Genomic DNA, 15,081 nt, shown 5'->3' on the forward strand with positions numbered 1-15,081 from the left:
CGGGAGCATGTCCGATGTCAAAGGGCGGCCAATCAAACTCGATGACCGCACCGTGTTCTACTGCTTTATTGTTGCCGATATCATCGGTAAACTCGATGAATGGACCTATAGCTGGCAAAGGACCGCGGATGGCCGGGGGCGTGTCTACCAGCCCCGGGATGGCTTTCGCGGTTCGATTGAATTGGTCGGCTGGGATGCTCTCCTAGCGGATGCGCGTGGTCGCAACCAAGCCTTCTTCGATAGAGCCGGGATCAGCGGAGAGAGTTACTTCAGCGCCTGAATTCACATACCTTCTCAACTACAGGCACATGCCGCCCCGTCTACGATAATTAATTACCATAAAGATCAATCATATAACGGGCATTTTTTCGGATTGGCTGCAAACGTCCGAGCCTGATCGTGTTGTCGACCGGGTGTCCTCTACATGCAGTCTTCCTTGCCTCGGAGCGATTTGGTTATCAATGGTTTAAGTTCATCTAGAATAGGTTCGGTGACGGCTCGGGTATGGAGGTGATTGTCGTAGTGACCGAACTCGTGACATCCGTTTATTTTAATATCAACACAGGAAATAACAGCAATGCAGAAATTTCTTGTTACTTTTGACATTCACGGCGGCGATCAAGGCTCTAANGGTTTAAGTTCATCTAGAATAGGTTCGGTGACGGCTCGGGTATGGAGGTGATTGTCGTAGTGACCGAACTCGTGACATCCGTTTATTTTAATATCAACACAGGAAATAACAGCAATGCAGAAATTTCTTGTTACTTTTGACATTCACGGCGGCGATCAAGGCTCTAATATATATGCAGAAATCTACAAGGATATTAGGCAAAAATATGGAAAAGAAGGATTTTGTAAGGACTTTGGACAGTTTTGCATTATCAAAACCACTCATGATGTAACTACGATCCGAAACTTCGTTCGAGATGCGGTCAAATCAAAGTCAAATAGATACCCTTATGACTCCGCTGATATAGTTGTATTTACTGTCGGAGATAAAATTGCCATTACACGCGGCATAGAAAATGGCAAATTAAATGATTTTGCACGTTTTTTTAGAAATGCCGATTGAGGCGCATTGCTATGCCAATTACCCATGCTTCCGCATCGGACCCAACCTACCCGACGGACTGCAGCCGCCTCATCTCGGTTGTTAGGAGAGCACCTCTAGTTTTCGGAAAGCGGACTGTCTGCAAGAAATTCTTATTCCTCCTGTAGACTCTGGGATCGCGCTCCGTTGTGCTGAGGAATAAGCCTGCTACAACTGCAAAACGAGACGAAAGGTTGGTCCTAGATGCAGTTTGCCAAGCCGGCGCTATCAGCGCTCAAAACGGAAAGCGACGTCGAACAGAAGTTTGTTTTCCCGTTGCTCGTATCGGATCTGCCGAGCGGCTTAGGTTACCAGCCTTCCGACATTCATACGAAAGCGAATGTGAAGGGGCTCGCTATCGACAAGGGCGAACGCCGCAAGATCTACTACCCAGACTACATTGTCACAGTAAGTGGTCTCCCTATGCTGATCATAGAAGCGAAAGTACCGGGGAGTGATCTTTCGGAGGCATTTCGGGAGGCGAGGCTGTATGCGGCGGAGTTGAACTCTTCCTACCCTACAAAGCTAAACCCTTGTTCACTCATCATTGCTGTGGATGGTAGGCGCCTCACGGCAGGGCATGCAGATCAAGCAAAGCCTACCCTTGAGATGGGTTACGATGACGTAGAGCCCACGAGCGAGTTAATGGGGCAGCTTTTGCAGGGCTATAGCGAGAGTGCTGTCAAGAACATGTACCACGCCATTGTTCCCCGATTTCGGCCACAACGTCTGTGGAAGCCAAGAAAACTGGTCGGTGGCTCAGCCATTCAGCGGGAAGAAGTCCCGATAAATAACTTTGGTGCGACGATATCTGCTGATTTCTCGCACATATTTAATCCAATAAACCACGAGGACCGTGTTGCTATAGCGAAGCACGGATACATTCCTTCAAAACGGAGGGAGCGATACATTGAGCCGATCGATAGGATCATTCGCGCCGCTACCCCGCCGTCGGTGTCTCAGTCCAAGACGCTGGAGAACACTGGAAAACCCTCGGAAATCGTCAAGACTTTCCGGTCAGGCAGGAAACTAGAGCAACAGATCCTCCTGCTGATAGGCAGCGCGGGGGCCGGCAAGACTACTTTCGTGGATTATCTGCAGGAAGTTGCGCTTCCTGCAGACGTGAAAGCGAAGACGGTCTGGATCCGCATAAACATGAATCCAGCACCGATCTCTCGAACGGAAATATACGATTGGCTGCGGCGCGAAATCATCGAAGGGCTGAAGATAGCTCATCCGAAAATTGATTTTGATGACATTAGTGTTCTGAAATCGGTGCACGCTCCTAGCGTCAATGCCTTCAGAAAGGGCGTTGGCCGACTCTTGGAGAAGGACAATACGGCCTGGAATGCGAAGCTCGCCGATATTCTGTCTTCCTTGTCGAATGACCTTCACAAGTCGGCGTTGGCGTTAGCTCGATATTTGACCACGGAATCTGGCAAGCTGTTTGTCATCGTGCTCGACAATTGCGACAAGAGGCTAAGAGACGAGCAACTCCTGATGTTTGAGACGGCGCAATGGTTACAGCGCGAATTTACTGGGCTCGTCGTGCTGCCTCTTCGCGAGGAGACTTATGACAACCATAGAAATGAACCCCCCCTCGACACGGCGCTGAAAGACATGGTGTTCCGAATCGAACCGCCGCTGTTCCAGGCTATTCTTCAAAGCCGCATCCAGATGGCGCTGAATTCAATTGCTGCCGAAGGTAATCGCACCCTTCGCTATGCTTTGCCTAACGGAATGCATGTGGACTATCCGGCATCCGAGCAGGCTTACTATCTATCATCGATCATGAGGTCGATTTTCGAACATGGCCTCCACGTCCGTCGACTAATCGTCGGCCTTTCGGGTCGAAACATGCGGAGAGCTCTTGAGATATTCCTTGAATTCTGCACTAGCGGCCATATCGGTGAAGAGGAATTTTTTAAAATAAGGCAATCAAAGGGGCAGTATGTACTTCCGCTTCGTTTAGTAACAACAGTTCTTCTTAGGTTAAATCAACGCTACTATAACAGCACTCACGCATATTTAAAAAATATGCTTAGCATTGATGAGCACGACGCTCGCACAAATTACTTTACTCGCCTAATGATTATTCGCTTTCTTCTCAAAAAGATGGATCAGTTCGGCCCGAAACGCCTCAAAGGCTATGAGCAGATCGGATCGATTAGAGAAAAGCTTTCTGGCTTCGGAGTTGAAGACAGCGTGTTCGACCGCGAGCTCGAAGCTCTCGTTCGTGGCCTCTGCGTGGTGACAGAAGATTTCCGAGTTGAAAATTTGTCAGACGAAGACCTTGTCGCTCTAGCTCCGGCCGGTCTGGTGCACAACCAGATGATGGGGGATGTAAATTATCTGGCTGCCATCGCGGAGGACAGTTGGTATTTCAACAAGGAGATTGCCGAAAAGATCGCATTAAGGATTCGCGACGAGGACACGCACTATTCCAACTTGACGACATTGCACAACGCGAGGGATTTTTTGGAAGTCATCACTGCTTCGAAAGATAGGGAGAGAGCCGCTGTATGTGCGTTTCGTTCACCCGAGCTTTTCGATGAGATGACCGACCTAACAAAGAGTTGGAACAGCATCGAAAGCTTTGAGCGGGCGACGGTGCCGCCCGTATGGCAAGACGTCTACAAGCAGTTTCCGGTTGGTAGCACGCATTCGGCAACTGCGAAGGCCGTGAAGGCCTTCGGCGTATTCGTTCAGATGGAGCCAGGTCTTGATGCGCTCATGCCCGCCAGCAAATTACCTTCCGATTACCAGCATGATCCGGCCTTCAACGAAGGAAAAGCTGTGACTGTAAAAGTAATTAGCGTTGATCCTTATCTACAAAGGATGGCGGTCATTCCTATTTCTTGATGATAGTATTTTCCTAGATGCCGGCTCGATAGTATGAATGGCCGCTTTTCTATTAACACCACATTAAAGCCGACATTCCGCTTCCCCCCCCCCCCCTGATCTGCCTGTCTGCTCAGGAGGGAAAGCAGAAGGTCCGGTTTTAGTCTGCAAATCGTAAGGGCAGACATCGTTTGCGGCGAAAACTTGCCGTCGAAACGAGCAGTTTCCACAACCTTAAACTATATGAAACTCAAGCGGTAATTTGGCACGAACAATGCAAAGACTTGTTGTCCAATATGATCGGTCTATATGCGTAAACATGCTCATGCAGGGTGTTAGACTATGAATTCACGTGCCGAGAAGCAATCCTTTCAGATCCGCGACGCCCGCCTGACGGAGGCAGAGCAGTTGCCTGCCATTGAGATTTCTGCAGCACAATCTTTCAGGTCTTTGCCGGCGCTGACGTGGATTGCGACCTCAGATGCAATGTCCGCGGACGCGCATCGAAGATCTGTACGGACAGGGACATGCTGGGTCGCTGTTGATGCAATGGATACGCCTGTCGGTTTTTTGACAGCTTCCGTAGAACACGATGATGTTCATATCCTCGAGATGTCAGTTGCGTTGCCCTGGCAGGGATATGGGATCGGAAAAGCTTTACTTCGGCATCTTGAGCAATGGGCTCTGCGCAAAAAACTGACGGGTATAACCTTAACCACTTTCCAAGAAGTTCCGTGGAATGCGCCATTCTACTCCAAAATGGGTTTTGTGATCCTCCCCAATAAAACTTTGGATCAGCGTCTGGCATCCGTCCTCGATAGTGAGCATAGCCATGGATTTCCAAAGGATTCTCGGTGTGCCATGCGGTTCGATCTGAGGCGCATCGCACACCAAAAATAGTGATCAAGTGGCCACTATTCGAGTAACGAGGGTTGGTCAACTGTGTCCGACATGTATGAGATAAATGACTATCTGATCCTGTATTGCTAAGTAAACAGACAGATTACAAATGTTTTCATAAGAAGAGTTCGAGGTTTAATGTTCTCAATCTATCGTTGTTTTTTGCGAAATAATCAATTTCCCTAAAAGCTGTGAGAGCTGGCTCTGTTCTTCTTCGTTCAGACCATTCACCGCACCATGCTGTGTTTTGACATGTACTTCAACAGCCTGATCGATCGTGGCAAGTCCTTTGGCCGTCAAACCCACGAGTGTGCCTCGTCCATCAATGGGGTTAGGGCGTCTTTCCACCAGTCCTGATTTTTCCAGTCGGTCAATCCGGTTTGTCATGCTGCCGGACGAAATCATCGCAGCTTCATAAAGAGCGGTTGGTGTCAGTGCGTAGGGTGCACCACTGCGCCTGAGTGTTGCCAGCACGTCAAACTCTCCAGGCTGGAGCCCGAAATTTGCAAAAACCGGATTGAGACGATCGCGGGTGATGATCAGCGCGGCTTCTCCCAGACGCCCCAGTAGAACCATGGGACCTGTTTCCAGATCAGGCAGTTCCTGAGCCCATTGTTCAGCAGCCTTCGTCGCGCGATCCATATTCACCCTATCTTGACGTCAAGATATATTATCTCTACGTCAAGATTTATTCCTTTTCCCATCATCCAGCAAGTGGCAGAGTAACGAGGGCACCATGACGCGATATTGGAACCAAGGATTTTTCCCGGCCGTGATCGTACTGGTTGCCATCAATCTTCGACCTGTTCTGGCGTCTCTCAGCCCTCTGCTGGATGTCATCCAGCATGACACAGGGTTGAGTGATACCGACGCGGGATTGCTGACAACACTTCCAGTGGCCTTGATGGGGTTGTGCCTTCTGTGTGGTTCCCGGCTTCGATCTCTGATTGGGGAACGCAATGGGATTACGGCGGGTCTTGGGCTGATCGGACTTGCTGGGCTGGGACGATGGGTGTGGCCACACGCCGCCGTCATGATGGCGACAGCCATTCTGGGGGGTGTCGGGATCGCGATTGTTCAGGCGTTCATGCCTTCGGTCATCAGACGCCAAGCCGGGGCCAGAACCGCAAATCTGATGGGGCTTTATTCCACTGGGATCATGGGAGGAGCGCTGATCTCCAGTGTAACCAGCCCCTGGATTGCCCAAGCGTTTGGTTGGCCGACAGCATTGGGTCTGTGGAGCTTCTTAGCCGTATTGGGCCTTGCTGCATGGGGTAAATGGCCCGTTTCAGTAAATGCGAGACGAGTTCCGCTCAGGGAACAAAGCCTTTATCGCGTGCCTCGGGCATGGCTTCTTTTGAGCTTCTTCGGTCTGGGAACGGGCGCTTATACCCTCGTCCTTGCATGGTTGCCGCCTTTCTATACTCATCTCGGCTGGTCGGCGCAGGCTGCCGGGATGTTACTCGGCGGTGTCACTTGTGCCGAAGTTTTTGCGGGCATCGTCGTTGCATTTTGGATCCATCATTGCCCCGATCGCCGCATAGCCCTGTTCGGGGCTATTGGCGCACTGCTGGCAGGTCTGCTGTGTTTGTGTCTCACCCCTCTGACGCTTGTCTGGCCAGCGGCGGTTTTGGCAGGGCTCGGGATCGGAGCTCTCTTCCCGCTTTCCCTGATTATCGCCATGGATCACGGCGAGCAGGCGGCGGATGCCGGAGCAATTGCGGAGTTCGTGCAGGGCGGCGGCTATGTCATCGCGGCCCTGCTGCCGCTGATGGCAGGAATTCTGCGGCAGACCCTCACCGATCTCACGCCAGCCTGGTGGCTGATGGCTGGCCTCTGTCTGGTCATGATGCTGATGGCTGTCCGTTTCCAGCCACAAGACTGGATCTCATTCCCCTCCTGAGAGAAGGAAATTCCCATGCCGTTTTATACCGTACAAGGTCGCAGTAATTATTACATGGAATTCGGAAAGGGGCGCCCGGTCCTTCTGTTGCATGGGATCAGTAATTCCGGTCGCGCCTGGGGACCGCAGATTCCAGCTCTGGTCGAAAAAGGCTTTCGGGTCATTGTGCCGGATCATGCGGGGCACGGTGCATCAGGATTTCTGAACGCGCCGTTCAGTGTGGACGATTTCGCCAATGATCTTGAGGCTTTGCTCACCCATCTTGGTGTCGGTAATCTGGACGTCGTCGGTCTCTCACTGGGCGGCATGATCGCGCTGGAACTGGCCTTGCGGTATCCGAACAGAGTCGAACGTCTGGTCGTGGCCAACAGCTTCGACAAGACAGCGACAGCCGCATTTCAGGATATGGCAGAAGGATGGGCCCAGGTCTTCGAACAACCGTATGGTCCTATTATTCGTCTGGAGCAGAACTGGCCTTCTCTTGTGTCCCCGGCTTTCCAGAAAAGCGCAGAGGGATTACGGACTTACCAGATCTGGCATGGGATCGCCGCTACGGTCGATGGCCCTTCTCTCGCGCATGTGGCGCGTGGGATCGGGACATTCGATGTTTCAAAGCGCCTTGGGAAGTTGACGATGCCAACCCTCTTTATTGCTGGTGGTCTCGACAGAATGTCCGTGCCTGAGACCAGTCGTTGCATGGCCAGCAGTGTTCCGAACGCGGATTTTGTATTGATTGAAGATGCCGCTCATATCTCCAATGTCGATACAGCCGAAGTGTTCACCACTCAGATGCTGGAATTTCTGCAGAAAGTGTAACCACGAATATGACTTTCACGCCAAGACGGCCCTTTCGAGAGGTGTGCTTTGACACGTCCCAAGATTAATTGGACCCATATCGGCCGATAACGAGGACTGTTGCAGACCGTCCGCTTTTCGGAAGCTTGAACGGCTCCGCTTATGACCGACATGAGGCGACTGCTGCCAACGTACCTTCAACCTGTTAACACAGGCGTGCCCTGCTTAAACCAAGCGCGTTTTATTTTGTTGCTTTCGAGCTCGTATATGCCAATGACATCCAGCGTACCGCGTCCTTCGGGGAAGTTCCGGGTCACGACTTCACGATCTATGACTAATCCGCCCACACCCACTCGACTGATCAATTTGGCAAACAGATCTGGCTCTTTAAAGCGTTCAACGTGTCGCGTTCTGATGGCCTCCGCGCCTGAAGCAAGCAAAGTATCTGGCCAAGCATAAACCTCTGCATCTGGTGCCCAGCATGCCATAAAGGCTTTGATGTCACGTGCATTATAGGCATCCAACTGCCGACGGATAATTTCAGCTTCGTCGCATGACTGCGTATCGATTTCCAATGTTATCAGCCCCCTACTTGCACAGATCGATTACCTTCATCGAAGTCTGCTTCCGGGATGAAGTTAACAGACTTGGAATGACCGTAAAGAGGGCGAGTGCCGCCTGTCTGCTTCATATTCCTTGAGCGGACAGGCAGTCCAGTGGGGGAACGGTAGGTCTGTTTTATAGAAAAAATTAAGAAAGCAGACGTCTCTTTTTATGAAAGACCATAAAGGGCCTATTGGCCTTGGAGATAAGATCATTGCTTCTCTGTATCAGGTCGGGCAAAATCTGACAGCTAGGGTTCCAATAAATTTACATCTAGCCACTATAATACAATTAATATTTGAGGCTTGAATGATCTGTCCCTCTTGCGCAGAAGAACTCCCTCAGGATGCTACATTTTGTCCGAACTGCGGGACCAAGGTCGCATCACTCACAACAAGTGCGGACATCGATGTTTATGTAAGAGGACGTGTCAGTCAGGAACTTGAGAAAAAGCTATCGGATCAAGAGGTCATTGTCAGCACCGTTGCCGACAAAGCAGAAGATTTATTTTGGAAACGGGTCAAGCGGGCGGTTATCGTCGCATTTCCGCTTGTTGTTACAATCATAGCTTTGCTCAGTTATCTTGGATTCAAGACTTATGGTGATACGGTAGGGAAAATAAAAACCATTTCCAATAAAGCCATCATACAAGTGCAAGATGCAAGCAAACTTGTGCAAGCGGAAAGAGATACGATCTCAAAAACGGCAGCTGCAGCTGATGCACTCAAGAAACGCACGGATAAGCTATCTAAAGACTTACAGTCGCAAGCAGATAGAATAACTTCACGAGGGGGAGAAATTTCTGCAAAAATCGTACAGTTTGATAAAAGTGAAGACGATGTACAAAAAAAGCTTCAAGCTGAACTCACAAGAGCTTCCGACTTATCTCGACGACTGGACGCAATAGAGAAATCCCTAACGGCATCTGCCGTTGAAGTGTCCCATCGGGCTGATGCTGTTGGTATTGAACAAGCATTTCCTGGACTTGGTGCGGCGCGTTATGTGACGTTCGGCGGAAATCGCTGGAGTACAGTAAATGCGAAAAAATCAAACGAAAAATGGATTTATTTTTCTATTCATCCTTGGGTAATTCCCAAGCTGACAAAAAATCAAGTCACCAATGCTGTAGAAGATATGAAAAAATTGGGAATAACTCCAATTTATAAATCATTCGGAACCGCAGGCCCTATGTATACGGCTCTTTTTTTTAGTAAGATTAAACAGGAAGATACTATCTATTATTTTCATCGGCAAGATACTGCGTTGGCCAATAATCTCTCTGTTTTACTGTCTAAATCACTAGGCCGGCCGATAAATGCGGAATTTTTTGATCCGACAACAGACAAAGATGATGCCCAAAAAATGATTCTTGAAACGACCGATTTGGACTTTTTTTATTCAATGGACCCATGAAAACATAATGCTAATGCTAGAATTTGATGTCTGCTTCCAGCTCTCCGGAAGGCATATTTTTACGACCGAAATGTAGGCGTAAGCAGACCAACTGCTTTCGGAAGAGAGAGCATTGTTAGAATTACAAAATTTCGCCTGACACGAATTTTTATGAGCCTCTCTGCTCTCACGGCCGAACAACGAAGTGCTGCTCGATCGCGATGATGATCGAGCAGCATTGCCAAGCCTCAGCTTTAGAAAACAGTAATACGCTGGAGGGTTTGAAAACCTTTTTTTGCTCAAATTGATCGAGTAGAACCTACCGGTGGACACCAAAAGCGTGCAGCGGCCGTTCGGCGCTGGACCCATCCAAGATCCTTAAGACGTCTCGCCAGATGCGCCTGTTCGGCAGGCTTAAGCGCTGCCTCATAATCCAGCACTTCAGCGGCGATCTTCGCCATGGTCACACCCCCTTGCATGTCGGCGCCCAGTTGTTCGCGCAGCACAGGACCCGTCAGTTCCTGAATGCGCGTCATCAAAGGTACTGTCTCTGACGTTGTGTCGAGAGATAGACCGGTTTCAACACCCCCGAAGAGCAGATCGGAGGCGACCTCCTCCACTGTCATCGTCGCCTTGCCCCCATACGGAAACGGCAGATTATAGAGGCTCTGTGTACCCATAGTTAGCAGACGCCGCATCTGACCATCATCCCGCCCAACTGTCAGAGCCTGCGGCAAATACGCTTTCCACGCCCCGCCAGCGGTGCGACACCATTTACCTTCCATGACGGAGTATATTTCAGCCCGAAGAGGACCTTCGGCATCGCAATATCGGCAATTCTGCCAAGCCCAAAGGATCACATCGTCATCTGTATAGTGTCGTATCGGCGGATATCTCCCTTCGTATGAAGGAGCCAGATCAGCAGCGTCCACGATCTCTTCCCAGAGATGGTCGTCGGAGACGCTCCCCTTCACCTGACTGGGACAGAGACCAGTGAGGGCCTCGCGCGTCACTACGGCCCATGCGTCGTGCAGAACATGCCAAATTTCCAGACAGTCTGTTTCCAAGTTGCGTCTCGTATAGTCACGCAGCCATGTCCGACGCTGGACATCGCTGTAAAATGAACCTGCCGTTCTCTGCTGAAGGGCACGCTTAACCACCGGATCCTCATCGCTGTGGGGTACGAGCGATTCAAGAACCTGAATGAACTCAAGCCCCACCCGCCTGTCAGACACATCCCCTCTCACATAGACAGGATAAACGTTCGTCAGTTCAGCGTCGCTTAACGGGAGCCAGAGGATCTGCTTGGCGTCCCACATCTCAATGACACTATGATCGGGTCTGCGTCTGATATTGCTCTTGAGCCACTCAAGGCGCTGAGCCTCTGTGTAATAGTTAGCTGGATCAATGAGTTGAACGATCTCCGCATTGATCTGATCGAAAGTGACCTTTCCTCTTATCACATCCGGGCACGGAGCTCTGTGGACAGAATCAAGGTCGACCCAAGCCTCCTTTTTGAGGTCCCATATCTCGACTTCGGATGTCAGCGAACGGCGTCGGACAAAATCTCGCAACCAAGCAAGCCGTCTTTTCTCAAGGTCAGCCGTACCCATGTCCCTTGCCTCGCGGGTTTTCGGGCCTGAGCGAGAGCGTTCATAGTACCTTAACCAGGCATCTAACTTGGCATCTAACTTGGCATCAGCTTCAAAATCGCGAGCGACTGCCGTTAATGCTGCTGCGTTTATCGGCGCTGCGGCCAGCTTGAGATACATCGCCGTCAGGCAGTCGATGCGCTCTATTTTATCGGCCATATTGGCCTCCTCTAGATGAAGTTTCGAAAAACGGGAAAGACTTCAGGTCTGGGAGGCGGCCCTGTGGGCCACGGCGTCATGAAGACACGCGCAATCGCCCGGCCCTCTTTCGAGGATCGGGACACAAATAAACGACTGATATGACGCGAGGACATCTGCGTCAGCAGTCGATTGTGATTGAGTTATGATGGAAGTGGTTGCGGGGGCCTGCAACCAAAGAAAGCCGCTGCTTGTCAGCGGGTTAGTTAACCGTCTAGAAGCATAGCTAGATGACTGAAAAACTGTAAGTTTTTTCTTCACCTTCGTTTGATTCTTCATCGCTCTTACTCCGAAAAAGCCGAAGGCCCCATGCCCTACGGCCACTCTCTTACTGTGACAGAGACGCTAGATCGCCTTTCCCGCGATCCGGAGGACACCAAAGCATTGGGGGCAAATCTCGGTTCACGCTTCAGAGAAAACCCGCCTGTAGCTGGTGCTTCTTCCTCCCACAGCTTCCCGAACCACAACATTGCGCGACACGAGATCACTGATATCACGCAGGGCCATGTCCGGTGATATCTTTCAAGCTTCGCCCATTTGGATTGAGGTCAGCTTGCCCCAGAACCGATCCAGCAAACGCTTCAGCAGGACGCGCTGCCGTTCATTGATCGATTGTCTGGCCAGATTGTCCCAGAATCGGGCCTTCTGGATGGCCTTTCCCAGAACCAGTTCAGCGCCATCAAAGGCGCGATCCAGCCCTAGAAACCAAAGCAGCCAAGGCGTAATGTCCATATCCCTCTTCTGCGTGGCCTCAAGGATGGCGTAGTAGTCCTTCCGTTCCTGACGGATCTGGCCTGACAAGCTATAGAATACTGGTCTCTCTCTCCCCTCGCCATCATGAAATCACCGATGCATCGCACCATACGCCTACTCCTGTCCCAAAACGGCCGGGAGGTTACAGGCAACAGATAGACGACGGCAGCTTTCAACATTAGATCCGACACTTGGCCGGCAGTTACAACACCAGTCCAGAAAGACCCGCCACCTTCCTCTACAGCCCATATTTTATGGCAAATAATAGAACTGGTTAGGCACTTAAAATTGCTATAATTGGAATATCTTTTTTTTCTGTTGTGGAAAACAGAATATGGTTTGACATTGATATCATATATTTGCCTCAATGTCGGTGCGGGGCTTCGGGCTCACCGCTTCCGATTGCGGTCGGTTCAGCATTTCCAAGTCGTCATCCGGCGTAAGGCCGTACGAGAAAGGTTGAGCGATGAATGTCAGGGATCTGGAATATTTCATTTCTGTAGCGGAATGTGGTTCATTCTCCCGCGCCTCTGTCCAGCTGGGTCGCCCTCAACCCGTGCTCAGCCGCCATATCCGTGAACTTGAGACAGAACTGCGGGTTCCGCTCCTTTATCGAAATGGCCGCGGCGTTGTCATGACACAGGCAGGTGAACGCCTGAAGCAGCTTGGTGCTACGATCATCCGCCAGATCCAGGAAGCACAGAACCAGATTCGCCTCCTTTCCCCGGACCATCTGGACTCTGCGGCCATCGGAATGCCTGCCAGCGTCAGCGCCATTCTGCTGCCACCGCTCGCCCGTGCCCTGCGCGACGCCCATGCAAATGCCGAACTCCGTTTCCTTGATGGCTGCAACGGCGATCTGCTGAACAGCCTGAATGCCGGTTCGCTGAATGTTGCACTGCTTTATGATGCACCCGGTATTGCTCATCCCAATCTGGAAGCCGTATTCTCGCAGCCCCTCTATCTCATCGAAGCCTGTATGGACGGCCTGGAAACACCAGAGACCGATGCGACAATCGAAGCCGCAGAACTTACCAGCATCCCGCTGGTTCTTCCAGGGAAACGCCATGGCCTGCGGCAGATCGTCGCCACATGGGCCAACCGGAACGCGCTTGATCTGACGGTGCAGTGCGAATGTGATTCCTATTCTTCCATGCTTCAGGTGGTCTCTTCCGGCATGGCAGCGACCCTTCTGCCGGCAGCATCCCTGAAACGCGAAATTCTCTCCGGCTATTTCCGCTGCCGATTGATCACGAAACCCGCACTCTACCGCACTATCGCACTCGCAGCGTCCCAAAGCCGCCCGGTTAACACCGGACTTGTCACCCAGATCAAGAAAATGATTGAAACTGTTCAGGATGATTTTCTCTGGCCTCAGATCCCTAGAAGCCCGAAGACAAACCTACGTGCACTCCCGGCGTCCCCGCTTAACGGCACTTTACAGGCAGCGGAAGAGATCGTTCTCTGAGGCCATTCAGGACGAATGGCCTACCTCACTGCTTTCAGACTGAAATCCTGAGGTATTCCTGCGGCTTCTGTGAAACACCGCGGATTGCAGTCACTTCGAACTCTACCTTCAGGTCATCGCGTGCCAGAGGCGTGCAGGCCATTGTCGCGGCCGGATCAATCCCCTTGAAAACCTCTCCCAGAACCAGAGCCACGGGAGCCATGTTCGCGCGATCCGGAACATGCGTGATGATTCGCACCACATCGGCGAGAGACGATCCCACCGCATTGAGCGCCCCCTCGATCGTCTGAAGCGCGCGCCGGGCCTGGACCGCGACGTCAGGCGAGATTTCCCGCGTTCTGTAATCAACACCTGCCGTATTGGCGACGAAAAGCATGTCACCGACTGCCACCAGTCGCGAATAGCTGTTGCGCTCTTCGTACATGCTTCCTGATTTGACCTTGATGATATCCGGCATCTGTCTTTCTCCGAAAAAGGAAGAGGTCTCATCAAAAAGTATTGCTCACCGCAGCATTTTTTTCCTTCCATAACAGCTATACATAAAACCGCCTTGGTCCCCTTCCAGCGTCATGGAACAACACGGACTGGACCTTTCAGCACAGGAATTCGCATCATGACTGAACAACCCATTATTTCCCTGGGCCGGGACGTCGCTATGCCTCAGTTGGGGCTGGGTGTCTGGCAGACTCCCGTCGATCAGACGGCGGATGTCGTGAAATGCGCGCTTGCTGCCGGTTATCGCGCCGTCGATACCGCCGCGATCTATGGCAACGAAGAAGGTGTCGGAACAGGCCTGGAAGGACACCCCGAAATTTTCCTCACAACCAAGCTCTGGAATACGGATCAGGGCTTCGACAAAACCCTCCGCGCCTTCGACGTAAGCAGCCGCAAGCTGGGCCGGGCGTCAGTCGATCTCTACCTCATACACTGGCCGGCACCGCGCCTCGATCTCTATGTCGAAAGCTGGAAGGCCATGATCCGCCTGCGGGACGAAGGCCGTGTTCGCGCGATTGGTGTCTCGAATTTCACGCAAACCCATCTTGAACGGATTATCGGGGAAACGGGTGTCACCCCGGCACTCAACCAGATTGAGCTCCATCCCGAATTCCAGCAGCACAGCCTGCGGGACTTTCACACCTCAAAAGGCATCCATACCCAGTCGTGGAGCCCGCTTGGACAGGGGCGCACACTGAACAGTCCGATCATCGGAAAAATTGCGGAGAAGCACGGCAAATCTCCGGCGCAGGTCATCATCCGCTGGCATCTCCAGAGCGGCCTGATCGTGATTCCGAAATCGGTCACGCCCTCCAGAATTGCTGAGAACATCGCCGTTTTCGATTTCACACTCGACGCGGATGATATGGCCCAGATCGCGACGATGGACCGTCCCGACGGCCGCATCGGTCCTGACCCTCTGACAGCAGATTTCTGAAGCCTTCAGGTCCTCTCCGGGAGCAAGCCCGGAGAGGACCTCTCAACCACGTGT

15 protein-coding genes are annotated in these 15,081 nt (G+C 51.6%); 10 read left to right on the top strand and 5 right to left on the bottom strand.

The genetic code is table 11. The features are described 5' to 3' along the window. The 4 genes from KP707_RS15345 to KP707_RS15360 all read left to right on the top strand — a co-directional run. On the top strand, positions 1-280 hold a 280-nt coding region (locus KP707_RS15345; protein WP_215769429.1), incomplete at its 5' end, for a hypothetical protein. Positions 281-745: 465 nt separating this feature from the next. Next, positions 746-1,072 (top strand): hypothetical protein, encoded by a 327-nt coding sequence (locus tag KP707_RS15350; protein ID WP_215769430.1) that lies wholly within the window; start codon positions 746-748, stop codon positions 1,070-1,072. Between the two features lie 222 nt (positions 1,073-1,294). Further along, positions 1,295-3,952 (top strand): type I restriction enzyme HsdR N-terminal domain-containing protein, encoded by a 2,658-nt coding sequence (locus tag KP707_RS15355; RefSeq protein ID WP_215751787.1) that lies wholly within the window; start codon positions 1,295-1,297, stop codon positions 3,950-3,952. Between the two features lie 321 nt (positions 3,953-4,273). Beyond that, positions 4,274-4,831 carry a GNAT family N-acetyltransferase gene (locus tag KP707_RS15360; RefSeq protein ID WP_215751786.1) on the top strand — a complete coding sequence of 186 codons (558 nt, stop codon included), beginning with the start codon at positions 4,274-4,276 and terminating at the stop codon, positions 4,829-4,831. Positions 4,832-4,975: 144 nt separating this feature from the next. On the opposite strand, the gene KP707_RS15365 is transcribed toward KP707_RS15360, so the two are convergent. Further along, the gene (locus KP707_RS15365) at positions 4,976-5,473 is read right to left on the bottom strand and encodes a MarR family winged helix-turn-helix transcriptional regulator (RefSeq protein ID WP_215751785.1); all 498 of its coding nucleotides are present in this window, start codon (positions 5,471-5,473) and stop codon (positions 4,976-4,978) included. Positions 5,474-5,567: 94 nt separating this feature from the next. Here KP707_RS15365 and KP707_RS15370 point away from each other — a divergent pair, with 94 nt between their 5' ends. Continuing rightward, a complete protein-coding gene (locus KP707_RS15370; RefSeq protein ID WP_215751784.1) occupies positions 5,568-6,734 on the top strand; it encodes an MFS transporter in 1,167 nt (388 codons plus the stop codon). A 15-nt stretch (positions 6,735-6,749) separates the two neighbouring features. Then, complete coding sequence (locus KP707_RS15375) at positions 6,750-7,550, top strand: alpha/beta fold hydrolase (RefSeq protein ID WP_215751783.1); 801 nt, start codon at positions 6,750-6,752, stop codon at positions 7,548-7,550. 176 nt (positions 7,551-7,726) lie between these two features. Here the strand turns inward: KP707_RS15375 and KP707_RS15380 are convergent, their stop codons facing one another. Next, positions 7,727-8,104, bottom strand: a complete 378-nt coding sequence (locus KP707_RS15380; RefSeq protein ID WP_215751782.1) for a nuclear transport factor 2 family protein — start codon at positions 8,102-8,104, stop codon at positions 7,727-7,729. Between the two features lie 337 nt (positions 8,105-8,441). Here KP707_RS15380 and KP707_RS15385 point away from each other — a divergent pair, with 337 nt between their 5' ends. Beyond that, on the top strand, positions 8,442-9,545 hold the full coding sequence (locus tag KP707_RS15385) for a zinc ribbon domain-containing protein (RefSeq protein ID WP_215751781.1): 1,104 nt from the start codon (positions 8,442-8,444) through the stop codon (positions 9,543-9,545). Between the two features lie 278 nt (positions 9,546-9,823). Here the strand turns inward: KP707_RS15385 and KP707_RS15390 are convergent, their stop codons facing one another. Then, positions 9,824-11,335 (bottom strand): hypothetical protein, encoded by a 1,512-nt coding sequence (locus KP707_RS15390; protein WP_215751780.1) that lies wholly within the window; start codon positions 11,333-11,335, stop codon positions 9,824-9,826. 348 nt (positions 11,336-11,683) lie between these two features. On the opposite strand from KP707_RS15390, the gene KP707_RS16895 reads away from it, so the two are divergent. Next, a complete protein-coding gene (locus tag KP707_RS16895; RefSeq protein WP_252348903.1) occupies positions 11,684-11,890 on the top strand; it encodes a hypothetical protein in 207 nt (68 codons plus the stop codon). Positions 11,891-11,896: 6 nt separating this feature from the next. Here KP707_RS16895 and KP707_RS16900 read toward each other — a convergent pair whose 3' ends face one another. Beyond that, positions 11,897-12,175, bottom strand: a complete 279-nt coding sequence (locus tag KP707_RS16900) for a hypothetical protein (protein WP_252348904.1) — start codon at positions 12,173-12,175, stop codon at positions 11,897-11,899. 418 nt (positions 12,176-12,593) lie between these two features. On the opposite strand from KP707_RS16900, the gene KP707_RS15400 reads away from it, so the two are divergent. After that, positions 12,594-13,595 (top strand): LysR family transcriptional regulator, encoded by a 1,002-nt coding sequence (locus KP707_RS15400; protein WP_215751779.1) that lies wholly within the window; start codon positions 12,594-12,596, stop codon positions 13,593-13,595. Between the two features lie 34 nt (positions 13,596-13,629). On the opposite strand, the gene KP707_RS15405 is transcribed toward KP707_RS15400, so the two are convergent. Continuing rightward, positions 13,630-14,052 carry a RidA family protein gene (locus tag KP707_RS15405; RefSeq protein WP_215751778.1) on the bottom strand — a complete coding sequence of 141 codons (423 nt, stop codon included), beginning with the start codon at positions 14,050-14,052 and terminating at the stop codon, positions 13,630-13,632. 156 nt (positions 14,053-14,208) lie between these two features. On the opposite strand from KP707_RS15405, the gene KP707_RS15410 reads away from it, so the two are divergent. After that, positions 14,209-15,027, top strand: a complete 819-nt coding sequence (locus tag KP707_RS15410) for an aldo/keto reductase (RefSeq protein ID WP_215751777.1) — start codon at positions 14,209-14,211, stop codon at positions 15,025-15,027. The last annotated feature ends 54 nt before the right edge of the window (positions 15,028-15,081 follow it).

This window comes from Gluconobacter sp. P5E10 (assembly GCF_018812145.1).
Lineage (GTDB): Bacteria > Pseudomonadota > Alphaproteobacteria > Acetobacterales > Acetobacteraceae > Gluconobacter > Gluconobacter cerinus.

Coding starts and splice junctions, on each gene's coding strand:
- KP707_RS15390 (WP_215751780.1), bottom strand. CDS start 11,335: ATGGCCGATAAAATAGAGCGCATCGACTGCCTGACGGCGATGTATCTC.
- KP707_RS15350 (WP_215769430.1), top strand. CDS start 746: ATGCAGAAATTTCTTGTTACTTTTGACATTCACGGCGGCGATCAAGGC.
- KP707_RS15355 (WP_215751787.1), top strand. CDS start 1,295: ATGCAGTTTGCCAAGCCGGCGCTATCAGCGCTCAAAACGGAAAGCGAC.
- KP707_RS15405 (WP_215751778.1), bottom strand. CDS start 14,052: ATGCCGGATATCATCAAGGTCAAATCAGGAAGCATGTACGAAGAGCGC.
- KP707_RS16895 (WP_252348903.1), top strand. CDS start 11,684: ATGCCCTACGGCCACTCTCTTACTGTGACAGAGACGCTAGATCGCCTT.
- KP707_RS15360 (WP_215751786.1), top strand. CDS start 4,274: ATGAATTCACGTGCCGAGAAGCAATCCTTTCAGATCCGCGACGCCCGC.
- KP707_RS15370 (WP_215751784.1), top strand. CDS start 5,568: ATGACGCGATATTGGAACCAAGGATTTTTCCCGGCCGTGATCGTACTG.
- KP707_RS15365 (WP_215751785.1), bottom strand. CDS start 5,473: ATGGATCGCGCGACGAAGGCTGCTGAACAATGGGCTCAGGAACTGCCT.
- KP707_RS15410 (WP_215751777.1), top strand. CDS start 14,209: ATGACTGAACAACCCATTATTTCCCTGGGCCGGGACGTCGCTATGCCT.
- KP707_RS15385 (WP_215751781.1), top strand. CDS start 8,442: ATGATCTGTCCCTCTTGCGCAGAAGAACTCCCTCAGGATGCTACATTT.
- KP707_RS15400 (WP_215751779.1), top strand. CDS start 12,594: ATGAATGTCAGGGATCTGGAATATTTCATTTCTGTAGCGGAATGTGGT.
- KP707_RS15375 (WP_215751783.1), top strand. CDS start 6,750: ATGCCGTTTTATACCGTACAAGGTCGCAGTAATTATTACATGGAATTC.